General features: G+C 60.7%; 23 protein-coding genes, 1 tRNA gene and 1 pseudogene. 17 read left to right on the top strand and 8 right to left on the bottom strand.

Annotated features, from left to right (window positions below; all coding sequences use genetic code 11):
* Positions 1-43: 43 nt before the first annotated feature.
* From AC245Y_RS22935 to pncB, 7 genes are all read left to right on the top strand, one after another.
* Complete coding sequence (locus AC245Y_RS22935; protein ID WP_017995697.1) at positions 44-1,876, top strand: extracellular solute-binding protein; 1,833 nt, start codon at positions 44-46, stop codon at positions 1,874-1,876.
* Between the two features lie 150 nt (positions 1,877-2,026).
* Positions 2,027-3,115, top strand: a complete 1,089-nt coding sequence (locus AC245Y_RS22940; protein ID WP_017995698.1) for a microcin C ABC transporter permease YejB — start codon at positions 2,027-2,029, stop codon at positions 3,113-3,115.
* Positions 3,115-4,263 (top strand): ABC transporter permease, encoded by a 1,149-nt coding sequence (locus AC245Y_RS22945; protein WP_012759704.1) that lies wholly within the window; start codon positions 3,115-3,117, stop codon positions 4,261-4,263. The genes AC245Y_RS22940 and AC245Y_RS22945 overlap by 1 nt, the downstream gene beginning before the upstream one ends.
* Positions 4,260-5,897, top strand: coding sequence for an ABC transporter ATP-binding protein (locus AC245Y_RS22950; RefSeq protein ID WP_017995699.1), 1,638 nt, complete (start codon positions 4,260-4,262; stop codon positions 5,895-5,897). The genes AC245Y_RS22945 and AC245Y_RS22950 overlap by 4 nt, the downstream gene beginning before the upstream one ends.
* Before the next feature lie 8 nt (positions 5,898-5,905).
* The gene (locus tag AC245Y_RS22955; RefSeq protein ID WP_017995700.1) at positions 5,906-6,865 is read left to right on the top strand and encodes a 2-hydroxyacid dehydrogenase; all 960 of its coding nucleotides are present in this window, start codon (positions 5,906-5,908) and stop codon (positions 6,863-6,865) included.
* An 87-nt stretch (positions 6,866-6,952) separates the two neighbouring features.
* Positions 6,953-7,300, top strand: coding sequence for a hypothetical protein (locus tag AC245Y_RS22960; protein WP_017995701.1), 348 nt, complete (start codon positions 6,953-6,955; stop codon positions 7,298-7,300).
* Between the two features lie 186 nt (positions 7,301-7,486).
* A complete protein-coding gene (gene pncB / locus AC245Y_RS22965; RefSeq protein ID WP_012759708.1) occupies positions 7,487-8,791 on the top strand; it encodes a nicotinate phosphoribosyltransferase in 1,305 nt (434 codons plus the stop codon).
* On the opposite strand, the gene AC245Y_RS22970 is transcribed toward pncB, so the two are convergent.
* The 3 genes from AC245Y_RS22970 to AC245Y_RS22980 form a co-directional block, all read right to left on the bottom strand.
* Entirely contained in the window at positions 8,773-9,012 is a 240-nt protein-coding gene (locus AC245Y_RS22970; protein WP_012759709.1) for a CrpP-related protein, read from the bottom strand. The genes pncB and AC245Y_RS22970 overlap by 19 nt on opposite strands.
* 413 nt (positions 9,013-9,425) lie before the next feature.
* Positions 9,426-9,635: a KTSC domain-containing protein gene (locus AC245Y_RS22975; protein WP_012759710.1), complete on the bottom strand. Its 210-nt coding sequence runs from the start codon at positions 9,633-9,635 to the stop codon at positions 9,426-9,428.
* Between the two features lie 242 nt (positions 9,636-9,877).
* Positions 9,878-10,411 (bottom strand): RBBP9/YdeN family alpha/beta hydrolase, encoded by a 534-nt coding sequence (locus tag AC245Y_RS22980; RefSeq protein WP_017995703.1) that lies wholly within the window; start codon positions 10,409-10,411, stop codon positions 9,878-9,880.
* 127 nt (positions 10,412-10,538) lie between these two features.
* Here AC245Y_RS22980 and AC245Y_RS22985 point away from each other — a divergent pair.
* A pseudogene (locus AC245Y_RS22985) lies at positions 10,539-11,013 on the top strand (Lrp/AsnC family transcriptional regulator).
* Between the two features lie 103 nt (positions 11,014-11,116).
* Here AC245Y_RS22985 and AC245Y_RS22990 read toward each other — a convergent pair.
* Positions 11,117-11,206 (bottom strand) — tRNA-Ser (locus AC245Y_RS22990).
* Positions 11,207-11,435: 229 nt separating this feature from the next.
* Here AC245Y_RS22990 and AC245Y_RS22995 point away from each other — a divergent pair.
* The 9 genes from AC245Y_RS22995 (at position 11,436) to deoA (ending at position 20,122) form a co-directional block, all read left to right on the top strand.
* Positions 11,436-11,753, top strand: a complete 318-nt coding sequence (locus tag AC245Y_RS22995; RefSeq protein ID WP_003555860.1) for a hypothetical protein — start codon at positions 11,436-11,438, stop codon at positions 11,751-11,753.
* 295 nt (positions 11,754-12,048) lie between these two features.
* Positions 12,049-13,041, top strand: a complete 993-nt coding sequence (locus AC245Y_RS23000; RefSeq protein ID WP_012759713.1) for a BMP family lipoprotein — start codon at positions 12,049-12,051, stop codon at positions 13,039-13,041.
* Positions 13,042-13,129: 88 nt separating this feature from the next.
* Complete coding sequence (locus AC245Y_RS23005) at positions 13,130-14,641, top strand: ABC transporter ATP-binding protein (protein ID WP_012759714.1); 1,512 nt, start codon at positions 13,130-13,132, stop codon at positions 14,639-14,641.
* Positions 14,642-14,648: 7 nt separating this feature from the next.
* On the top strand, positions 14,649-15,752 hold the full coding sequence (locus AC245Y_RS23010) for an ABC transporter permease (RefSeq protein WP_012759715.1): 1,104 nt from the start codon (positions 14,649-14,651) through the stop codon (positions 15,750-15,752).
* A gap of 10 nt (positions 15,753-15,762) precedes the next feature.
* Positions 15,763-16,734, top strand: coding sequence for an ABC transporter permease (locus tag AC245Y_RS23015; RefSeq protein ID WP_012759716.1), 972 nt, complete (start codon positions 15,763-15,765; stop codon positions 16,732-16,734).
* Position 16,735: 1 nt separating this feature from the next.
* The gene (locus AC245Y_RS23020) at positions 16,736-17,125 is read left to right on the top strand and encodes a cytidine deaminase (protein WP_003544464.1); all 390 of its coding nucleotides are present in this window, start codon (positions 16,736-16,738) and stop codon (positions 17,123-17,125) included.
* A complete protein-coding gene (locus AC245Y_RS23025) occupies positions 17,122-17,922 on the top strand; it encodes a purine-nucleoside phosphorylase (protein WP_012759717.1) in 801 nt (266 codons plus the stop codon). Before AC245Y_RS23020 ends, AC245Y_RS23025 begins: the two co-directional genes overlap by 4 nt.
* Before the next feature lie 114 nt (positions 17,923-18,036).
* Complete coding sequence (deoC, locus tag AC245Y_RS23030) at positions 18,037-18,813, top strand: deoxyribose-phosphate aldolase (protein ID WP_012759718.1); 777 nt, start codon at positions 18,037-18,039, stop codon at positions 18,811-18,813.
* 1 nt (position 18,814) lies between these two features.
* Positions 18,815-20,122 carry a thymidine phosphorylase gene (gene deoA, locus AC245Y_RS23035; RefSeq protein ID WP_012759719.1) on the top strand — a complete coding sequence of 436 codons (1,308 nt, stop codon included), beginning with the start codon at positions 18,815-18,817 and terminating at the stop codon, positions 20,120-20,122.
* Positions 20,123-20,128: 6 nt separating this feature from the next.
* Here deoA and AC245Y_RS23040 read toward each other — a convergent pair whose 3' ends face one another.
* The 4 genes from AC245Y_RS23040 to AC245Y_RS23055 form a co-directional block, all read right to left on the bottom strand.
* A complete protein-coding gene (locus AC245Y_RS23040; RefSeq protein WP_017995705.1) occupies positions 20,129-20,698 on the bottom strand; it encodes a TIGR02281 family clan AA aspartic protease in 570 nt (189 codons plus the stop codon).
* Between the two features lie 125 nt (positions 20,699-20,823).
* A complete protein-coding gene (gene upp / locus AC245Y_RS23045; protein WP_017995706.1) occupies positions 20,824-21,453 on the bottom strand; it encodes a uracil phosphoribosyltransferase in 630 nt (209 codons plus the stop codon).
* A gap of 93 nt (positions 21,454-21,546) precedes the next feature.
* Complete coding sequence (locus AC245Y_RS23050; RefSeq protein WP_012759722.1) at positions 21,547-22,515, bottom strand: adenosine deaminase; 969 nt, start codon at positions 22,513-22,515, stop codon at positions 21,547-21,549.
* Complete coding sequence (locus AC245Y_RS23055) at positions 22,512-23,732, bottom strand: phosphopentomutase (protein ID WP_017995707.1); 1,221 nt, start codon at positions 23,730-23,732, stop codon at positions 22,512-22,514. The genes AC245Y_RS23050 and AC245Y_RS23055 overlap by 4 nt, the downstream gene beginning before the upstream one ends.
* Between the last annotated feature and the right edge of the window lie 36 nt (positions 23,733-23,768).

The raw sequence follows: 23,768 nt of genomic DNA on the forward strand, positions 1-23,768 counted from the left end.
TTTTCGTATTGTCGAACCCATCAATAATCAGGGGAAAGCGTGAATGGCGGCTCTGTGGTCGAAGATCGGTTTGTTTCTATCGCTTGCGGGTGCTCTGGCGCCAATGTCGGCAACGGGTCAGGACCAGCCCTTTCAGATCGGAAGCTCGGTCATCAGCGAGATGAAGTACAAGCCGGGTTTTGCGCATTTCGACCACGTCAATCCCGATGCACCAAAAGGCGGAGACCTGCGCCTCTCCGCAAGCGGCGCCTTCGACACCTTCAACCCGCTGCTTGCCAAAGGCCAGGCGGCAGTGGGCCTGACGCTCGTTTACGACACGTTGATGAAGCCCGCCGACGACGAGCTGCTCGTCTCCTACGGTCTGCTTGCCGAGGGATTGTCTTTTCCCGCGGACGTCTCGAGCGCGACCTTCCGCCTGCGCAAGGAAGCAAAATGGGCGGATGGTCAGCCGGTCACGCCGGAAGACGTCATCTTCAGTCTGGACAAGACCAAGGAATTAAATCCCCTCGCCTCGAACTATTACCACCACGTTGTCAAAGCGGAAAAGACCGGCGAGCGTGACGTCACCTTCACCTTCGATGAGAAGAACAACCGCGAACTGCCGAATATTCTCGGCCAGTTGATGGTCGTGCCGAAGCATTGGTGGGAAGCGCCCGGACCGGATGGCAAGCCGCGCGACATTTCTAAAACGACGCTGGAGCCCGTGATGGGTTCGGGGCCGTACAAGATCGCTTCCTTCTCGCCTGGCGCAACGATCCGTTATGAATTGCGTGACGACTATTGGGGCAAGGACCTCAATGTGAATGTCGGCCAGAACAATTTCCGCAACGTCAACTACACCTATTTCGGTGATCGGGATGTCGAGTTCGAGGCCTTTCGCGCTGGCAACAGCGACTACTGGCAGGAAACCACGGCTGCCCGCTGGGCGACGGGATATGATTTTCCCGCGGTGAAGGAAGGACGTGTCAAAAAAGAGGAGGTTGCAAACCCCCTGCGCGCCACCGGCATCATGCAAGCTCTCGTGCCCAACATGCGACGTGACCTCTTCAAGGACATCAGGGTCCGCGAGGCGCTGAACTACGGTCTGGATTTTGAGGAGCTGAACCGCACCGTTGCCTTTAATAGTTACAAACGCATCGACAGCTATTTCTGGAATACCGAACTCGCCTCCTCCGGCCTGCCGCAGGGTAAAGAACTGGAAATTCTGCAGGGCATGAAGGATAAGGTTCCGCCCGAAGTCTTCACCACGCCCTATACCAATCCCGTCGGCGGCGATCCGCAAAAGAGCCGCGACAACCTCCGCAAGGCGATTGCGCTTTTCAAAGAAGCCGGCTGGGAGCTCAAGGGCAATCGCATGGTCAATACCAAGACTGGCCAGCCGATGAGTTTCGAGATCCTGTTGTCTAGCCCCATGCTGGAGCGCTGGGCGGTGCCCTATGCCAACAATCTCAGGAAAATCGGCATCGATGCGCGGATCCGGACAGTCGATGCGTCGCAATCTGTCAATCGTGAACGCAGCTTCGACTACGATATGATCTGGAATGTCTGGGCGGAGACCATGAATCCGGGCAACGAACAAGCCGACTATTGGGGATCCGGTTCGGTCAATCAGCAGGGTTCCCGCAATTATGCCGGCATTGCCAACCAAGCCGTTGATGAGCTCATTCGCATGATTATCTTCGCGCCGAACCGCGGCGAGCAGATCGCAGCAATCAAGGCCATGGATCGGGTCTTGCTTGCAAATCACTACGTCATCCCGCTGTTCTACCGCGATACCTATAACATCGCCTATTGGAACACGGTCACGCATCCGGCCGAGTTTCCGGCCTACAGCCTTGGCTTCCCCGATGCCTGGTGGTCGACCTCGGCAAAATGAGCGGGCTTGCAATGCAGGGGCCCTCGGCTCCAAATGGCACGAGCGAATCACGACAAGCCGGCAGGGCCGGCAAGGGAAGGCTGACGGATTGAGCGGCATGAGACTGGACGGCAGGCAGACAGGAAAAACATTGCCGGAGGCTGAAGGCTGATGGGCGCCTATATCCTTCGCCGCCTGCTTCTGATGATCCCGACCATCGTCGGCATCATGGCGATTTCCTTCATCGTCATCCAGTTCGCGCCCGGCGGCCCCGTCGAGCAGGTGATCGCCCAATTGACCGGTCAGGCCGACAGTGCCGACCAGCGCCTGTCTGGCGGTGGCGATCTTCTCAGCGGCGGCGGCAGCGATGAAGGCTCGAAATATCGCGGTGCCCAGGGGCTCGACCCGGAACTGATCGCCAAGCTCGAAAAGCAGTTCGGCTTCGACAAGCCGCCGCTGACCCGTTTTGGCGAGATGATGTGGAATTACATCCGCTTCGATTTCGGCGAGAGTTTCTTCCGCAACACCTCCGTGCTCGAACTCGTTAAAGAAAAGCTGCCGGTGTCGATCTCGCTCGGCATCTGGATCCTGATCTTCTCCTATGCCATTTCCATCCCGCTCGGCATCCGCAAGGCGGTCAAGGACGGATCGACCTTCGACGTCTGGACGTCAGGCGTCATCGTCGTCGGCTATGCCGTCCCGAGCTTCCTGTTCGGCATTCTCCTGATCGTGCTCTTCGCCGGCGGCTCGTTCTACGACTGGTTTCCGTTGCGTGGCCTGGTCTCCGACAATTTCGACCAGCTTACCTGGTGGCAGAAGCCGCTCGACTATTTCTGGCACCTCACTCTGCCGCTGATCTCGCTTTCCCTGTCCGCCTTTGCGACGACGACGCTTTTGACCAAGAATTCCTTCATCGAGGAGATCAAGAAGCAATATGTCGTCACCGCCCGCGCCAAGGGCCTGAACCAGCGGCAGGTGCTCTATGGCCATGTCTTCCGTAACGCCATGCTGATCATCATTGCCGGTTTTCCCGGCGCCTTCATTTCCGCTTTCTTCACCGGCTCGCTGCTGATCGAAAACATCTTCTCGCTCGATGGCCTCGGCCGTCTCGGCTATCTCTCGGTCATCAACCGGGATTATCCGATCGTCTTCGCCACGCTCTACATCTTCTCGCTGCTCGGCCTCGTTGTCAGCCTGGTTTCCGACCTGATCTACACCTGGATCGATCCGCGCATCGATTTCGAGCGGAGGGATGTCTGATGGACGCCGCCGCAAATCCCGCTGTCACGACGCCCGTCAAGCCGCCGCGCAAAGGCCTGCTCTCGCCGACCAACATTCGCCGCTGGCAGAATTTCCGCGCGAACGGCCGCGGTTACTGGGCGCTGTGGCTGTTCATGGTCTTGTTTATCCTCAGCCTGTTTGCCGAGTTTCTCGCCAACGACCGGCCGATCATCGCTTCCTACAAGGGCGAGATCCTGTTCCCTGTCCTCGTCGATTATCCCGAGGAGAAGTTCGGCGGCTTCCTGGCCGAAACCGACTACCGTTCCTCGGTCATAACGGACGAGATCAATGCCAATGGCTGGATGATCTGGCCGCCGATCCGCTATTCCTACCGCTCGGTCAATTCCAACATTCCGCATTCGGCCCCCACCGCTCCCTTCTGGCTGATGACGAAGGAGGAGCGTTGCGCCGGTTATCCGCAAGGGGTGAACGATCCGGATTGCACCCTCGGCAATCTCAACTGGCTCGGCACTGACGACCAGGCGCGAGACGTGCTGGCGCGCGTTATCTACGGCTTTCGCATATCGGTGCTCTTCGGCCTGGTGCTGACCATCTGCTCGGCGGTCATCGGCGTGACGGCCGGTGCGGTGCAAGGCTATTTCGGCGGCTGGACAGATCTGCTGTTGCAGCGCTTCATCGAGATCTGGTCGTCGATGCCGGTGCTCTACATCCTGCTGATCATCGCCGCACTCCTGCCGCCCGGCTTCTTCGTGCTGCTCGGCATCATGCTGCTGTTCTCCTGGGTCGGTTTCGTCGGCATCGTGCGCGCCGAATTCCTGCGCGCCCGCAATTTCGAATATGTCCGCGCCGCCCGCGCGCTCGGCGTCAACAATCGCACCATCATGTGGCGGCACCTGCTGCCGAACGCCATGGTCGCGACGCTGACCTTCCTGCCCTTCATCCTCTCCGGCTCGATCACGACGCTGACCTCGCTCGATTTCCTCGGCTTCGGCATGCCGCCGGGCTCTCCCTCGCTCGGCGAGATGATCGCCCAGGGCAAGACCAATCTGCAGGCGCCGTGGCTCGGGCTGACGGCCTTCTTTGCCATGTCGATCATGCTTTCCCTGCTGATCTTCATCGGCGAAGCCGTGCGCGATGCCTTCGATCCGAGGAAGACGTTTCAATGAGTGACATGACAGAACCGCTGCTTTCCGTCCGCGATCTCTCGGTTGCCTTTCATCAGGGCGGCGAGACTTCGCTCGCCGTCGATCACATCTCCTTCGATATCGCCAAAGGCGAGGTCGTGGCGCTCGTCGGCGAATCCGGCTCCGGCAAGTCGGTCTCGGCCAACTCGATCCTGCGACTTTTGCCTTATCCCTCGGCAAGCCATCCCTCCGGCGAAATCCTCTTCAAGGGTAAGGACCTCTTGAAGGCGTCGGAGCGGGAACTGCGGGAAGTGCGCGGCAACGACATCACCATGATCTTCCAGGAGCCGATGACCTCGCTCAATCCGCTTCATACGATCGAGAAGCAGATCGCCGAGATCCTCGCCCTGCATCAGGGCCTTACCGGTCAGCCGGCGCGTGAGCGCGTGCTGGAATTGCTGAACCAGGTCGGCATCCGCGAGCCGGAGAGGCGGTTGAAGGCCTATCCGCATGAACTGTCAGGCGGCCAGCGCCAGCGCGTCATGATCGCCATGGCGCTCGCCAACCGGCCGGAATTGCTGATCGCCGACGAGCCGACCACCGCCCTCGACGTCACCGTGCAGGCGCAGATCCTCGAATTGCTCCGGCAGTTAAAAGCCGTCCACGGCATGTCGATGCTGTTCATCACTCATGATCTCGGCATCGTCCGCAAATTCGCTGATCGCGTCTGCGTCATGACCAAGGGCAGGATCGTCGAAACCGGCACCGTCGAGGACGTCTTCGCCAATCCGAAGCATGACTATACCCGGCATCTCCTTGCCTCCGAACCGCGCGGCGAGCCGCCGCTCGCCGATCCGTCGAAACCGATGGTGATGGAAGGTTCGGATATCCGTGTCTGGTTCCCGATCAAGGCTGGGCTGATGCGCCGTGTCGTCGATCACGTCAAGGCGGTCGACGGCATCGATCTTTCGCTGCGCGCCGGCCAGACGCTCGGCGTCGTCGGCGAATCCGGCTCGGGCAAGACCACGCTCGGCCTGGCGCTCACCCGGCTGATTTCCTCGCAAGGGCGGATCGCCTTCGTCGGCAAGGACATAGCTGGCTATTCATTCAATGAGATGCGGCCGTTGCGCAACCAGCTGCAGGTCGTCTTCCAGGATCCCTACGGATCGCTCAGCCCCCGCATGTCGGTCGGCGATATCGTCGCCGAGGGGCTGAAAGTGCATGAGCGCTCCCTGACTGCAGAAGAACGCGACCAGCGTGTCTGCTGGGCGCTGGAGGAGGTGGGTCTCGATCCGCTGACCCGCTGGCGTTATCCACACGAATTCTCCGGCGGCCAGCGCCAGCGCATTGCCATCGCCCGGGCCATGGTGCTGAAGCCGCGCTTCGTCATGCTCGACGAGCCGACCTCCGCGCTCGACATGAGCGTCCAGGCGCAGGTGGTCGATCTCCTGCGCGATCTGCAGAAGAAGCACGACCTTGCCTATCTCTTCATCAGCCACGACCTGAAAGTGGTGAAGGCGCTCGCCAACGACGTCATCGTCATGCGGTTCGGCAAGGTGGTGGAGCAGGGCCCGTCAGCGGACATCTTCCGCGCGCCGAAGGACGATTACACCAGGGCGCTGATGGCCGCCGCTTTCAACATCGAGGCGGTGCCGACGCTCGCCGTGCAGCAGTAAAGAAGATCATGCCCGCAAGCCCTCCCGTTCTCGTCGATATCAAGTTCAATCACGAAGGCGTCGCCCGCGTGCTGAAGACGGCCTTTGCCGACCGCGGCAGCATCAATCTCGCCGATCCGGCCAATCAGGCACCCGATCTCCGCGCGGTCGAATACGCGCTTCTGTGGAAACCGGATGCCGACCTTTTCGCGCGGGCGCCGAACCTGAAAGTGATCTTCTCAGGCGGCGCCGGCGTCGACCACATCATCGGCATGGCCGGCCTGCCCGAGATCCCAATCGTCCGCTTTGTCGACCGCAGCCTGACGACCCGCATGAGTGAATGGGTGGTCATGCAATGCCTGATGCATCTGCGCGGGCAATACGCCCATGACAGCCACCAGCGGCAACGTGAATGGGCCAAGCTGATCGCGCCGGAGGCGGCTGAGGTGACGGTCGGCGTCATGGGTCTCGGCATTCTCGGGGAGGATGCGGTCGCCAAGCTGAGAGTGATTGGTTTTAACGTCATCGGCTGGTCGCGCAGCCGCAAACAGATCGACGGCGTCGAAACCTTCGACGCCAGCGAATTGGACAGCTTTCTCGCAAGCACCGACATCCTCGTCGGCCTGCTGCCGTTAACGCCTGAAACATCAGGCTTCTATGACGCCGGGCTGTTTGCGAAGCTGCGCCGCAACGGTGCGCTCGGGCAACCGGTCTTCATCAATGCCGGCCGCGGTAAGAGCCAGGTCGAGGCCGATATCGTTTCCGCCATCCGTAACGGTATCCTCGGCGGCGCTTCGCTCGATGTCTTCGAGGCGGAGCCGCTTGCATCAGACAACCCATTGTGGGACTTGCAGAACGTCTTCCTCACGCCGCACGACGCGGCCGTCTCCGAAGAAAACGCGCTGTTCCGTCATGTCGAGACGCAGATCGCCCGTTTCGAGCGTGGCGAGCCGCTGCAATTCATGGTCGACCGCGCCGCCGGCTATTGAGCTTTCGGAACCTTCCAGACAGTCACCCGTTTCCTTTGCGGAAATTCTTGCGGCCGGCGAGGCCGGTTAAGACAGCGGAAGGAGACGATGATGGCGCATCAGACGGAAACACGCTGGGAAAAGTCCGACGGCAAGCTTCACAAGGAAGAGCTGATCCCGCCCGTGAAGGCAAGGCAGGGACGCACGGGCTATCGCATCCTGACGGTGCTAATCGTCGCGCTGGTGCTTGCTTTCGTGGTGTGGATACCGGTCGAGATTTGGGGTAAGCGCGAGGCGAACGAGGTGGCGCCGCAGCAGCCAGGCCAGCAGCTTCAGTCGCAGCAGCCCGCTCCGGCCCCCGCGCCGGCGCTACAGAATGGTACTGCCGTTCCAACCGAAACGCCGAACACCACGCCGGCCGCTCCGAATGTGGCGCCCGCAGCGCCGGCCCAGTAATCGTGAGCAAAACCATGTTCCCGTCCCGCCGCCACACTGCGGCGGGACGTTTATTGTTTTGTCTGGACTTTGTCTGCTGATTTTTCGATAAGAAGGCGCACGAGCCGGTTCGTGCGCCGGCCCGGAACTTGGTAATACCCGGGATTTTGGCAGCACCTGACCGGAGTGGACAGGGGCAGGAATTTCATGGCCAGGACCGATATCGCAAGACGCGTCTACAATCACGCCTGGAAACTCGATCCGATCATCCGCAGCCTGATCGATACCGACTTCTACAAGCTTTTGATGCTGCAGATGATCTGGAAGCTTTATCCTGATGTGAACGCATCCTTCACCCTCATCAACCGCACCAAGCGGGTGCGTCTGGCTGACGAGCTCGATGAAGGCGAATTGCGCGAGCAGCTCGATCATGCCCGCACGCTGAGGCTCTCCAAGAAGGAGATGATCTGGCTTGCGGGTAACAGTTTCTACGGCCGCGCCCAGATCTTCGAACCGGAATTCCTCGCCTGGCTTTCCAATTTCCAGCTGCCCGAATACGAGCTGTCGAAGAAGGACGGGCAATATGTGCTGGATTTCCACGGATCGTGGAAGGAAACCACCATGTGGGAAATCCCGGCGCTTGCCATCGTCAACGAGCTGCGGTCGCGCTCGGCGATGAAGGCGCTCGGTCCCTTCACCCTCGATGTGCTCTATGCCCGCGCCAAGGCGAAGATGTGGTCGAAGGTCGAACGGCTGAAGGAATTGCCGGGCCTGCGCATCTCCGATTTCGGCACCCGCCGCCGCCACAGTTTCCTCTGGCAGCGCTGGTGCGTCGAGGCACTGAAGGAAGGCATCGGCCCGGCCTTTGCCGGTACAAGCAATGTATTGCTGGCGATGGATTCCGATCTCGAGGCCGTCGGCACCAATGCCCACGAGCTGCCGATGGTGGCCGCCGCCCTTGCCGAAACCGATGAGCAGTTGCGCAACGCGCCCTACAAGATCCTGCGTGACTGGAACAAGCTCTATGGCGGCAACCTTCTGATCGTCCTGCCGGATGCCTTCGGCACCGCCGCCTTCCTGCGCGATGCGCCGGAATGGGTCGCGGACTGGACCGGCTTCCGCCCGGACAGCGCCCCGCCGATCGAAGGCGGCGAGAAGATTATCGACTGGTGGAAGAAGATGGGCCGCGATCCGCGCCAGAAGCTGCTGATCTTCTCCGACGGCCTCGATGTCGACGCCATCATCGATACCTACCGGCATTTCGAAGGCCGCGTGCGCATGAGCTTCGGCTGGGGCACGAACCTGACGAACGATTTTTCCGGCTGCGCGCCGATCGAGATCTCCGGCCTCAACCCAATCTCCGTCGTCTGCAAGGTCAGCGACGCCAACGGCCGTCCGGCGGTGAAGCTCTCCGACAACCCGCAGAAGGCGACCGGCGACCCGGCCGAGGTCGAACGCTACCTGAAATTCTTCGGCGCCGAGGACAGGATTGATCAGACGGTTCTGGTGTAGGTCTGGGCCAATGTGCCGCTATCCCGGGGCATATTGATGTGCCCCGCCATCGCATCCTCGATCGACCAACCGAAGCGCCAGGCGTCGAACATCGAGTACCATTCCTGAAAATCAGTGATCGGCAGGATATCCGGCTTCGACATCGGATTGTCGGCCAGGCTGCGGCCACGCGCACGATCCCGTGCGCCACGCTCCTGCATCTCAAGCAGATTCTCGAACATCATTACCCCCGTCTTTATCCCGATTTATGCAATCATGCTAATAAAGCATTGTCGAGTCCGGATGCGGCAATTCGGGTTGTTCACAGGATTAGCCCCAATTCGCTAGTTGAGGGGATGATGAGGTCGCAGCCGTTCCGGGGCATTTCATCAGACAAGCAGAGCATGGCGGCGTCCGAGAGCCGTCCATGCCTTTCACCATCACGGTCCACTAGCACCCGTGACGGGGAGGCTCGACTTCCTGGCTGGGGTCCGCCGCCGAGCCTCCCGGCTGGCCGACCTTAAACAGGCCGGCAGCGCCGACAAGTTGCCGCTTTCCGGCAGAGGCGATCCAACCCAGATGATATCGAGGGCTAACAGCCGGTTAATATCCACCGGCCATGTCCCGATTTCGCACAAGCTATCCTTCGGGTTTTTCAGGCTGCCAATCTGCGAAACCGGGTTCTGATCCGGTCGAGATAATAATGGCCGGGAGACGGCGCCACCGTCATCGCATGCACTTCCGAGGAGGGAACACCTGCAAATAGACGTTCCTCGCCATTCTTGAAACAAATCCTGAGCCGTCCGTCTTCCTGGCTGAAATAGACGGATTTGATGATCTTCGACTTTACCGAAAGTTCTTCCACCTGTTTTACCTCTGTTTTTGATTTTGGCAGACGGTAAACCCAAACGTGCAAAGACGCGGTGAAGCCGCATGGTAAAAATTCAGGAATCTTTCGACGCTTCAAACCTCGTAGCGCCATCGGAGCGATGGGTTCGAGAGCCTCGAACGCACGCTTGCGAGCGGAGCATTTCGTTGCTCCGTCTCGACGCATCCAGCACAGGCAACGGCCCGTTGAGCCATTTGATAGTGAACTCGAAAACAAGATCAACCCCGATCAGATCTTGCCAATCCGGCGGAGAACGCCGTCAGCAAGGCCTTTCCCTGGCCCCAGTCCTCAAGGCCGCTTTGCCCGTTGATATGGCCGAAAGGACCGATCGCGACAAGGCCGCTGTCCCACAGATCCGCTCGCGCATGCGCATGGTCGAGCGTGCCGAAGGGATCATCGGCGCTTGCGATGATCAGAGTGGGGAAGCGCATCTTTTGCGATGGCGCGTCTGCGAAGCCGGCCGCCTCCGCAGGGAATGACGCTGACTGCGGATCCGGGACCGCCACAAGAAACGCTCCGGCAACGGCAAGCGAAGAAACCTGCTGCCAATGAGCGACCAGCAGACAGGCAAGGCTGTGGGCGACCAGCAGGGGAGGCGTTGCCGACGCGCCGACGGCGCGCTCCATGGCTGAAATCCAGTCCGCCAGGTCGGGTTTTTCCCAATCGGCTGGTTGAAAACGCCGCATGTCCGGGTTCGACCTTTCCCAGCGTGTTTGCCAATGAGCCTCGCCCGAACCGCCAATCCCCGGCAATATGATGATGTCCTTCTGTCTTTTCCTCTGATCATCCGTGCAGGTGAAAATGGTGCATTTTCATTTGCTTCGGAATAAATGATCATCGGAAAACCGCGTCCCTCTCCGATGATTTCAAGGTGATCCCATGGCTTTTCAGGAAAACAATCGGGTACTGCTCGATCCAACCGATATTTCAATTATCGAAGCGATGCAGGAAAATGGACGCATTGCGATTTCCGAACTCGGTCGACGGGTCGGGCTCTCTCAGCCGGCAGCATCAGAACGCGTCAAGCGGCTGGAAGACCGCGGCATCATTGTCGGTTATTCCGCCCGTATCGACCCCACCGCTTTGGGAATCGGAATGATGGCGGTGCTTCGCTTGCGCACGACGCATGAGCATATCAAACCCTGTCTGAAACAGTTCGCGGAGATGCCGCAGGTCATGGAAGTATTGCGCCTCACCGGAGAGGACTGTTTTCTTTTGAAGGTGCTGGTTCCGTCGCCGGGAGAGCTGGACGATCGTTGACACGATCGCGCGTTTTGGAGCCGTGACGACATCTCTGGTGTTGCGCGGCGAGAATCCGAAGCCGATTGGACGCGCCCTGCTGCAGCGAGTTTGAGACTATGCGGACGACCGGCTTGTTCTATCGAAGCGTGCCGCCAAAAATGCTTCCGCGTCCCGCTCTCGATACGGTTTGAATCAATATTGAAAAACGAGGGATATGGCGGACAGGGTGGGATTCGAACCCACGGTACGCTTTCACGTACACACGCGTTCCAGGCGTGCGCCTTAAACCACTCGGCCACCTGTCCTTTTTTTGGCGTTCGCGCCCGGATAGGAGCAAATCGTCGGAACGGCGCGATATATACCGATGAATTTTTGTCGATCAACCGAAATCTAACAGTTTTTTGACTTCTTGCGATAAAACTCGCCTCGGCCACTCCATTGTGCTTCACCTCATCGACGACTATGTAATTCTCTAAGGTGGAGAATGGCGCGGCCGGCCGGAATTGTCCGGCATATCGAGCGTCGGAGGAATTGATGCGTTTCCTGTTGCGTCTGGCGAGTCTTGTCGCGCTTGCGGCGGCCGTTATTGCCGGGACCATCGATTCGATCCAATCGGTTGCGGCGTCCTCCGTGGTGATGACGCCGATCTCCGATGCCTGGCAGGATGTCAGCCCGACAACGCTGACGTCACTGCAATCCTCCCTTTCCTATTATATCCACCCGCGGTTCTACACCGTCATCTTCCAGTGGCTGATGCTCCAGCCGGCCTTTGCCGTTTTCCTGGTGATCGCGCTGCTTCTGTGGATGATCGGCTACAAGAAGCCGCCGGTGGCCGGTCGCTTCACCGCATAAAAAACGCAGTTAATCCGGTTGGCTGTCACCCCTCTGCTGCGTCGGCATTTGCCGCCGGATTGGCTAGAAAATCCGCATTCTGATGGAGAGAATGTCCAAAAATCAGCCCCGAAGAGCTGATTTTCGGCAATCGCTGCAAATCTTTACCAGCTGAAAAATTTCTGGTGAATTTTTCCGTGAGCCATGCAAGGATGCACGCAGCCAGGCCTCCGGGGGGAGGTCGGTGGTTCCGCAGACATGCCCGAAAAGGGCTTGCGGGAGGACCCCTAACGAATAGCAACAACAGGGCTGCACAATGAAAAAATCCCTTCTCACTCTCTTTGCCGTGGCTGCCATGTCGACGACGGCGCTTGCTGCCGACGTCAAGCCGGCGCTGGTTTACGGCACCGGCGGGAAGTTCGATAAGTCCTTCAACGAGGCGGCCTATAACGGCGCCGAGAAGTTCAAGGCCGAGACCGGCATTGCCTATCGCGACTTCGAGCCGACGGGCGACACCCAGGGCGAACAGGCCATCCGCAACTTCGCCAGCCGCGGTTTCAATCCGGTGGTTGCCGTTTCCTTTGCCTGGACCTCGGCCATCGAGAAGGTTGCAGCCGAATTCCCCGATACCAAGTTCATCATCGTTGACTCCGTCGTCGACAAGCCGAACGTCCGCTCGGTTGTCTACAAGGAAGAAGAAGGCTCCTACCTCGTCGGCGTTCTCGCCGGCATGGCGTCGAAGTCGGGCAAGGTCGGCTTCGTCGGCGGCATGGATATTCCGCTGATCCGCAAGTTCGAATGTGGCTACGAGCAGGGCGCACGTTCCGTCAAGGCCGATATCGAGGTCTTCCAGAACATGACCGGCACCACGGGCGCTGCCTGGAATGACCCGGTCCGCGGCGGCGAGCTCACCAAGAACCAGATCGACCAGGGCGCCGACGTCGTTTATGCGGCAGCCGGTGCCACCGGTCTCGGCGTTCTGCAGACGGCTGCCGACAACAAGAAGCTGTCGATCGGCGTCGACTCCAACCAGAACTATCTGCATCCGGGCTCGGTCCTGACCTCGATGGTCAAGCGCGTCGACCTCGCCGTCTACAATGCCTACAACGACACCAAGAACGACAAGTTCACCGGTGGCGTCCAGGCGCTCGGCGTCAAGGAAGACGGTGTCGGCGCTGCGATCGACGAGCATAACAAATCGCTGATCACGCCGGAAATGCAGGCTGCTGTCGACAAGGCCAAGGCCGACATCATCGCGGGAACCGTCAAGGTTCACGATTACACCTCGGACAGCGCTTGCCCGAAGTGATCCGCGCCCGAATGTGATCGACGATTGAGATCGGGCGTATGGCGGAGGGGATTTTCGCCATACGCCCTTTTCTTACTTGGAGTCTGCAGTGACAGATAAGCCCGCTATCGAGCTTGTCGGCATCGACAAGAAATTCGGTGCCGTCCATGCCAACAAGGACATCAACCTTACCGTTGCCAAGGGGACGATCCACGGCATCATCGGCGAAAACGGCGCCGGCAAATCGACCCTGATGTCGATCATTTATGGTTTCTACCATGCCGACAGCGGCGAGATCCGGGTCAACGGCAATCCCGTCACCATCCGCGACAGCCAGGCGGCCATCGCCACCGGCATCGGCATGGTGCACCAGCACTTCATGCTGGTCGACAATTTCACGGTGCTCGAGAACATCATGCTTGGCGCGGAAGGCGGCATGCTACTGGCCAGGGGCGTCGCCTCGGCGCGCGCCGAGCTCAAGCGGCTGGAAACGGAATATGGCCTGGAGGTCGATCCCGATGCGCTGATCGAGGAGCTGCCGGTCGGCCTGCAGCAGCGTGTCGAGATCCTAAAAGCCATGTATCGCGGCGCCGAGATCCTGATCCTCGACGAGCCCACCGGCGTGCTGACGCCGGCGGAGGCCGATCACCTCTTCCGCATCCTCAAGGTACTGCGCGACCAGGGCAAGACGATCATCCTCATCACCCACAAGCTGCGCGAGATCATGGCGATCACCGATACGGTCTCGGTCATGCGCCGCGGCGAGATGGTCGCGACCCGCAAGACGTCGGAAACGACGGTGGAGGAGCTCGCCGAGCTGATGGTCGGTCGCCGTGTGCTACTGCGCGTGCAGAAGGGCGAGGCGAACCCGCAAGCCGCCGTCCTGTCCGTCCGAAACCTTACAGTCAAGGACAATCGCGGCGTCACCATGGTCGACAACGTCTCCTTCGACGTGCGCGCCGGTGAAATCGTCGGCATCGCCGGTGTCGCCGGCAATGGCCAGTCCGAATTGCTGGAGGCGATTGCCGGCATCCGCAAGCCAACCTCCGGCGAAATCCTTCTCGACGGTCAGACGATCGACAAGGCCGACCCTGCCCGCCTGCGTGATCTAGGGCTCGCTCATATTCCAGAGGATCGTCACCATATGGGCCTGGTGCTGAAATTCGAGGAATATGAAAATTCCGTGCTCGGTTATCATCGCCGCCCGGCCTACAGCAAAGGCCCGCTGCTCGATCTCGAAGCGATCCGCAAGGATGCGATGGAGAAGATCGAGAAATATGACATCCGCCCGCCGAACCCGCGGCTGAAGACGGCGAATTTCTCCGGCGGCAACCAGCAGAAGATCGTTGTCGCCCGCGAGATCGAACGCGATCCGAAGATGCTGATCATCGGCCAGCCGACACGCGGCGTCGATATCGGCGCCATCGAATTCATCCACCGCCGGATCATCGAAATGCGTGACGCGGGCAAGGCGATCCTGCTCGTCTCCGTCGAACTCGATGAAATCCGCTCCCTTTCAGACCGTATCCTTGTCATGTTTGCCGGCCATATCGTCGGCGAGAAGACGCCCGATGCCGGTGAACAGACCCTCGGCCTGATGATGGCCGGCATTGCCGCGTGAGGCCTTTATGAGCACCGCTTCCGTTCCGCTACCAAACTGGATCAACTACGGCCTTATCCCGCTTTTGAACCTCACTGTCGCCTTCCTGATCTCCGGCTTCGTCGTCTGGCTGATCGGCGAGAGCCCGCTCGATGCGCTGTCGCTGCTGATCCAGGGTGCGCTCGGCAATGGCGAATTCATCGGCTTCACGCTGTTCTACGCGACGAGCTTCATCTTCACCGGCCTTTCCGTCGCAGTGGCAATCCATGCAGGTCTCTTCAACATCGGCTCCGAAGGCCAGGCCTACATGGGCGGCCTCGGCTGTGCTTTGGTGGCGCTTTCGCTCGATAATTACGTGCCATGGTATGTGACGATGCCGGTTGCGGTGGTCGGCGCTGCACTCTTCGGCGCGGTTGCCGCCTTCATACCGGCATGGCTTCAGGCAAAGCGCGGCAGCCATATCGTCATCACGACGATCATGTTCAACTACATCATCGCCTCGCTGATGAACTACCTGCTGGTGCACGTATTGATCGTGCCCGGCAAAATGGCGCCGGAAACACGCACATTCCTCGAGGGTGGGCAGTTGCCGAAGCTAACATGGCTGATGGAAATATTCGGGACAAAGCTGGGTGCTGCCCCGTTGAATGTCTCTTTCATCATTGCGCTGGTTATGTGCTACGTCGTCTGGCTCTTAATCTGGCGCACGAAACTTGGCTTCGAGATGCGCACGCTGGGCGTCAGCCCGACAGCTGCTTCATATGCCGGTATTCCCTACGCACGAATCGTGATGATCGCGATGATGCTCTCCGGCGCGCTGGCCGGCATGATGGCGCTGAATCCGGTTATGGGCGCCTCCGCGCGCCTGCAGGTGGGATTCGTCGGCGGCGCCGGCTTCGTCGGCATCGCCGTCTCGCTGATGGGCCGCAATCATCCGCTTGGCATCATCCTGGCGGCAATCCTCTTCGGTATCCTCTACCAGGGCGGCGACTGGATCTCCTTCGAAATGCCGAATATCACCCGCGAGATGATCCTCGTCATCCAGGGTCTGGTTATCCTCTTTGCCGGCGCGCTGGAATATATGTTCCGGCCGGCAATGGTGCGCCTCTATCAGCAATTCAAGCGCGGTTAAGGAGCGGGCGATGGACTATTACGACATCTTTATCAGCGTTCTAGCCTCCACCATCCGCCTGTCGATACCGCTGATCTTCACCGCCCTTGCCGGTCTGTTTTCGGAACGTGCCGGCATTTTCGATATCGGCCTCGAGGGCAAGATGCTGGGCTCGGCCTTTGCCGCCGCCTGCGTTGCCTATCTCACCGATTCGGCCTGGCTCGGCCTCGGTGCCGGCATCCTCTGCTCGGTGGCGCTGAGCCTGGTGCATGGCTTTGCCTCGATCACCAACCGCGGCAATCAGATTGTCTCCGGTGTCGCCATCAACTTCTTCATCGCCGGTATCACCATCGTGCTCGGTCAGGCCTGGTTCGGCCAGGGCGGACGCACGCCGCAGCTGGCGCCGGAGTCGCGCTTTGCGCCGATCATCCTGCCGGGCGCCGATGCTGCCCGCGACATACCGATCATCGGCCCGCTCTATGCCAACGTCATATCGGGCAACAATGTCCTCACCTACCTCGCCTTTCTCGCCGTGCCGTTTTCCTGGTGGGTGCTTTACCGCACACGTTTCGGCCTGCGGCTGCGCGCCGTCGGCGAAAATCCGGGCGCGGTCGATACGGCCGGCATCTCGGTCGCCTGGCTGCGTTACCGCGCCGTCATGTGCGCCGGCATCCTCTGCGGCTTTGCCGGCACCTATCTGGCCATCGCCCAGTCCGCAGCCTTCATCAAGGACATGTCGGCCGGCAAGGGCTATATCGCGCTCGCAGCTCTCGTCTTCGCCAAGTGGAAGCCGGTACCCGTCATGTTTGCCTGCCTACTCTTCGGCTTCCTCGATGCGCTGGCAAATTTCATGCAGGGCAAGCAGGTGCCGCTGATCGGCGAAGTGCCGGTTCAGGTTTTCCAGGCGCTGCCCTATGTCTTGACCTGCGTCCTGCTTGCCGGCTTCATCGGCGTCGCGACCCCGCCGAAAGCCGGTGGCGTGCCCTATACGAAGGAGCGTTGATATGTCTCACGATCTGTTCGAAGCCGCCCGCGGCGCCATGGCCTTTGCCCATGCGCCCTATTCGAAATTCCCGGTCGGCGCGGCGATCCGCGCCGAAGACGGCAAGGTCTATACCGGCGCCAACATCGAAAATCTCTCCTTCCCGCAAGGATGGTGCGCCGAGCCGACGGCGATCGGCGCGATGATCATGGGCGGCGCGAAGAAGATCGTCGAAATGGCGGTCATTGCCGAGAAACTGCCGCTCTGCCCGCCCTGTGGCGGCTGCCGTCAGAAGATCTCCGAATTCGCCTCCAAGGAGACGAAGATCTACCTTTGCGATGAAGCGGGCGTCAAGAAGACCATGACGATGGAAGAGCTTCTTCCCTTCAGCTTCGAGACTGAACTCGGATGAAGGCGACGGTCAACCTGCTCGCGGCACTGCTCGGCGGGATCAAGCCGCGCCACGGCATCGTCCTCGGCTCCGGTCTCGGATCCCTCGTCGGTGAGCTGGACGGCGCCGTTCGTGTTCCCTATCGCGACCTGCCGGGCTTTCCCGTCAGCGCCGTCTCCGGACATGCTGGCGAAGTCGTCGCCGGCCGCCTCGGCGGCGTGCCTGTCGTCATGCTCTCCGGCCGCGTGCATTATTACGAGAAGGGCGATGCCAACGCCATGCGCCTGCCGATTGAGGTGCTGAAGGCGCTCGGCGTCGAAGCGCTGATCCTGACCAATTCGGCCGGATCGCTGCGCGACGACATGCCGCCTGGTTCGGTGATGCAGATCACCGACCACATCAACTATTCCGGCATGAACCCGCTGATCGGCGAGGAAAGCGATCACCGTTTCGTGGGCATGACCAACGCCTATGATGCCGGGCTTGCCGCAGCGATGCAGAGGGCAGCGGCAAAGCTTAAAATCGAGCTGGCGCAAGGCGTCTATATGTGGTTCTCCGGCCCAAGCTTTGAAACGCCGGCCGAAATCCGCATGGCGCGCATCCTCGGCGCCGATGCCGTCGGCATGTCGACGGTGCCCGAGGTCATTATCGCAAGAATGCTGGGCCTGAGGGTTGCAGCCGCCTCCGTTATCACCAACTATGGGGCAGGCATGACCGGCAATGAGCTCAGCCATGAAGAAACCAAGGACATGGCGCCCATCGGCGGCGCCCGTCTCGCCGCCATCCTGAAAGACATGATTGCGGCTGGAACAGGATGATTTTAGGCCGGGTCGGCCTAAAATCTAAATCCTGTTCTACATTAAGGAGTTAGAGCATGATGTCGTCCGAAAACCGCTCACACTTTTCGGCATCATGCTCTAGAGGAAGCGAAGATGAATAGCCATTCCAACCGGGAGACGGCGGCTGTCGCCCTTTCTCTTCTCGATCTCACCAATTTGAGGGATGATTGCACCGAGGCGCAGATCGACGCGCTCTGCGCCCGTGCGCAGACGCCCTACGGCACTAGCGCCGCGATCTGCATCTGGCCGCGGTTCGTCGCTCAGGCCCGCAATATCCTTGGCACTGGGCACGCCGTGCGTATCGCGACCGTCGTCAACCTCCCTTCCGGCGATATGGAAGTCGCCGATGTCGCCGCTGAAGCCCGCGAGGCGATTGCCGATGGCGCCGATGAGATCGATCTAGTCATCCCCTACCGCAAGCTGCTGGCCGGCAATGAGAAGGCGGTGACCGATATGGTCAAGGCCGTGCGCGCCGAATGCGCTGGCCCCGTTCTTCTGAAGGTCATCATCGAGACTGGCGAGCTGAAGGATGCGGCATTGATCCGCCGTGCCTCCGAACTCGCCATCGAAGCTGGCGCCGATTTCATCAAGACCTCCACCGGCAAAGTCGCCGTCAACGCGACGCTCGAAGCCGCCGACATCATGATCCGCGCTATCCGCGAAAGCGGCCGCAAGGTCGGCTTCAAGCCGGCCGGCGGCATCGGCTCGCTGAGCGATGCCGCACTCTATCTGAGCCTTGCCGAAACCATCATGACACCGGACTGGGCGATGCCGTCGACGTTCCGCTTCGGCGCTTCCGACCTGCTCGACGATATCCTGGCGGTTCTAAGTGGAACGCAGTCGGCACCGGCTGCAGCGTCGAGCTACTGAAATGATTCCGCAGGAGATCATTCGGCGTAAGCGCGATGGCGACGAACTCGCCGCCGCCGATATCAGCTCCTTCATCGCGGCACTCGCTGCCGGTCGATTGTCGGAAGGCCAGATCGGCGCATTCGCCATGGCCGTTTGGTTCAAGGGCATGTCGCGGGCCGAAATCGTGGCCTTGACGCTGGCGATGGCCGATTCCGGTGACAGGCTGCAATGGGCCGATATCGACCGCCCGATCGCCGACAAGCATTCGACCGGCGGCGTCGGCGACAATGTTTCGCTGATGCTGGCGCCGATCGCCGCTGCCTGCGGCCTCGCCGTTCCGATGATCTCCGGGCGCGGCCTCGGCCATACCGGCGGCACGCTGGATAAGCTCGAATCCATTCCCGGCTATCTGATCACCCCGGATGCTGACCTGTTCCACAAGGTCGTGAAGGAGGCGGGATGCGCCATCATCGGCCAGACCGGGACCTTGGCGCCCGCCGACGGCAGGCTCTATGCCGTGCGCGACGTAACCGCCACGGTCGATTCCATTCCCCTCATCACCGCCTCGATCCTCTCGAAGAAACTTGCGGCGGGGCTCGAGACGCTGGTGCTCGACGTCAAGGTCGGCAATGGCGCCTTCATGGCCGATCGCGGCCAGGCGGAGATCCTCGCGCAGTCGCTGGTCGAGGTGGCCAATGGTGCAGGCGTGAAGACCTCGGCCCTGATCACCGACATGAACCAGCCGCTCGCCGACAGTGCCGGCAACGCGGTCGAGATGCGCAACTGCCTGGACTTCCTGGCAGGCAGGAAAAGAGACACGCGGCTTGATATCGTCGTTTTTGCCTTCGCCGCCGAGATGCTGGTGAAATCCGGTATCGCCGCTTCGCCTGATGAAGCTGAAGGAATGGCGCGGCGGGCCTTGTCGTCGGGAAAGGCGGCGGAAGTCTTCGCGCGTATGGTATCGATGCTCGGCGGCCCGGCCGATCTCATCGAAAATCCCGACCGATATCTAGTCAGGGCGCCTGTGGAAAAGCCTGTCCCGGCCGCCCGGTCCGGCTGGCTTGCCGGCTGCGATGCGCGCGGTGTCGGCATCAGTGTCATCGACCTTGGCGGCGGAAGACGCCATCCGGCGGCCCGGATCGACCATCGCGTCGGCTTTTCCGAACTCCTGCCGCTTGGCACCCGCGTAAACGCGGGCGAACCGATCGCGCTGGTTCATGCTGCTGACGAAGCCGCGGCGGAGCGGGCGGCTGCGGCACTTGCCATGCATTACCGCATCACCGAGGACAAGCCGGAGCTGACACCGGTGATTGCGGGCCTGATCTGACGCGGTTTACTGCTTGAGGCTGAGCGAACCGTCGGCGACGGAATAGGAGGCGAGCTTCTGCAGGAAACTCATGCCGACCAGCGTCGTCGTCAGCGCATTGTCCCTCAGGACGAAGGCTTCGACATCGCGCACGCGAATGCCGCCGATTTCGACCCGGTCGAGTGTCACATGCGCGGCCTTCGTCTGGCCGTTCGCAGTGTTCACCCCGTAACGGAAATCGAGTTGGTTGGCGGTGAAGCCCAGCCGGCGGGCCAGCGTCTCGTTGAGCGCCACATAGGTGGCGCCGGTATCGATCAGGCCCTGCACCGGCTTGCCGTTGATCTTGAAGCTGCCGGTATAGTGGCCCTGCGCATCGGCCTGCAGCCGGATCGCATTGCTGCCAGAGACGGGCGCGGGTACTGCGGCCTCATCGCTTTCGGTCGATACGTAATTGGCGGAGAGAGCGTCAGCAGGCTGCTGGCTGGTGCTTCCGAAGAAGGAAGGCACCTGTGTGGCGAGCACCGCGGCGATGCTGGCGAATAGGACGGTACGCACGAGCATGAAACAGAAATCCTTCCTGTATAAACCCGGCATCATGCAGGGCCTCATGCTTCAGGCTTCCTAAACCTCAAGTGCTGATAAGTTGCTAATATCGACGACAAAAGGCCCGGCTTGAACCACCGGGCCGCAAAGTCTTTCGATTTGGTAAAAGAAGGTTGAAATTACTTGGTGCCGTACATGCGGTCGCCGGCATCGCCGAGACCGGGCACGATATAGCCCTTCTCGTTGAGATGGCTATCGATCGACGCGGTGAAGACCGGAACATCGGGATGCGCGGCGCGAAAGTTGCGGATGCCTTCCGGGGCGGCAAGCAGGCAGAGGAAGCGGATATTGTGGGCGCCGCGTTCCTTGAGCTTGTCGATTGCCGCGATCGAGGAATTGCCGGTCGCAAGCATCGGGTCTACGACGATGATCAGCCGCTCGGCCACGTCCTCCGGCGCCTTGAAGTAATATTCGACCGGCTGCAGCGTCTCGTGGTCGCGGTAGACGCCGATATGCGAGACGCGGGCGGACGGCACGAGATCGAGCATGCCTTCGAGCAGTCCGTTGCCGGCGCGCAGGATCGAGGCGAAGACCAGCTTCTTGCCCTCGAGGATCGGCGATTCCATCGTCTGCAGCGGCGTCCCGATCGTTTCCATCGTCAGTTCGAGATCGCGGGTGACCTCGTAACAGAGCAGCGTCGAGATTTCGCGCAGCAAGCGCCGGAAACTTCCCGTCGATGTCTCCTTGCGCCGCATGATGGTGAGCTTGTGCTGCACAAGCGGATGATCGATGACTGTGACGCCGTCCATGGGGAAGCCTTTCATTCTTTCTATCGAATGTTTCTTTCACGGAAATCGGCCAGACCGCAAGAGTGGCGGCCAATCTTCCCCAGCCTCTCGCCCTCAAATTCGGGCGAGCAGGGCCTTGCGTGTCTCATCGTCGACGAAGGCGGCTTCGATCGCCGTGCGCGTCATGGCATCGATCTCGGCGTCGCTGAAACCGAAGGTCCCGGCGGCAAGTTCGTATTCCCGCTTGAGCGAAGTATGAAAGAAAGGCGGATCGTCCGAGCTGATCGTCACCCGGACGCCCGCGTCCTTCAGCCGGCGCAGCGGATGGGAGGCGAAATCCGGAAAGACCCCGAGGGCGATATTGGAGCCCGGGCAGATCTCGAGCACGGTGCCGAGATCGGCAAGCCGTTTGACCAGATCGACATCCTCGATGGCGCGCACCCCGTGGCCGATGCGCGAGGGGCGCACCGCATCGAGCGCATCGGCGACGCTGAAGGCGCCGCAGACCTCGCCGGCATGGATGGTCAGCCCGAGGCCGGCCTCGCGGGCGATATCGAAGGCGCGGGCATAATCGGCGACGCGCCCCATGCGCTCCTCGCCGGCAAGATTGAAGCCGGTAATCAGGGGATTGCCGGCCTTTGCCGCATATTCGGCAGCACCAATCACGCTCTCCGGACCGAAATGCCGCTCGCCGGTGACGATCAGCCGGGCCTCAATGCCGTTCTTTTCCCTGGCCCGCCGGATGCCTTCGCAGATACCGGATATATAGGCATCGGCGCCGAGCCCGATGCGCTTGCCGTGGTCGGGCGAAACGATGAGCTCGCTGTAGATCGTATCGATGGCGGCGAGTTCGTCGAGATAGGTTTCGGTCAGAAGCGCATAGTCCTCCTCGGTCTTGTAGACCTCGGAAACCTTGTCGTAACATTCGAGGAAGCTTGCGAAATCATGCCAGACATAGGCACCGTCGCGAAGCTGTGCGCTGATGTCGACGCCATATTTCTGCGCCTGCGCTGCGGTCAGAGCCGGCGGTGCTGCACCCTCCAGATGGCAGTGCAGTTCGACCTTCTTCAAATGCGATGTCACAGAAAACTCCTTCCGTGCGGCCCGGCCGGGATGCCGAGATGCCGGGCGATGCTCTCGCCGATATCGGCATAGCTGCGGCGCACGCCGATCGAACGCGACCGGATGCCGGGGCCATAAGCGATGACAGGCACACGCTCGCGCGTATGGTCCGTGCCGCGCCAGGTCGGATCGCAGCCATGATCGGCGGTGAGCACGACGAGATCGCCGGGCTTCAGTTTCTTGTGGACTTCAGGCAAGCGCGCATCGAAGGCTTCGAGTGCGGCTGCATAACCCGGCACGTCGCGGCGATGACCGTAGATCATGTCGAAATCGACGAAATTGGTGAAAACGAGATCGCCGTCCCCAGCCTCGTCGAGCGCCGCGAGGGACGCATCCATCAGCGCCTCGTTTCCGTTCGCCTTGACGACCCTGGAAATGCCCTGATGCGCGAAGATGTCGTCGATCTTTCCCACAGCATGCACATGCCGGCCGTGCTCGATCAGCCGGTCGAGTAGCGTCGGCTCCGGCGGCACCACGGAGAAGTCGCGCCGGTTTCCCGTGCGCTGGAAAGTAGAGGCGGACTGGCCGATAAAGGGCCGGGCGATGACACGGCCGATATTGTAGGGATCGAGCAGCCCCCGGGCCAAACGGCAGAAGGCGAGCAGACGATCGAGGCCGAAATGCTCCTCGTGCGCCGCGACCTGAAAGACGGAATCCGAAGAGGTGTAGCAGATCGGCTTGCCGGTGCGGATATGGTCTTCGCCGAGCCGGGCGATGATCTCCGTTCCCGAAGCATGGCAGTTGCCGAGGATGCCGGGCACGTCAGCCTCCCTGCATAGCGCCTCGATGAATTCGGCAGGAAAGGCGTCGCCCTCTATCGGGAAATAACCCCAATCGAAACTGACCGGTGTTCCCGCGATTTCCCAATGACCCGACGGCGTATCCTTGCCGCGGGAGATTTCGGTGGCGGCGCCATAAATGCCGTAGACCTTTTCCGGGACGGGCATGCCGGGCGGAAACCGGCCGGAGGCGGATCGCGCGATCTGCATCAGCCCGAGTTCCGACATGTTGGGCAGGGAAAGCGGCCCTTCGCGCAACCCGGCGCGGTCTCCGGCTCCGGCTGCGCAGAACTCGGCGATATGGCCAAGTGTATCGGCGCCCTCGTCGCCATAGGCCGCCGCATCCGGCGCTCCGCCAATGCCGAAGGAATCCAGAACGAAAAGAAAGGCACGCGCCATTTAACACCCGAGAAAGCCGATCGCGGCCTCTGCAAT

Source organism: Rhizobium sp. SRDI943 (assembly GCF_057653695.1).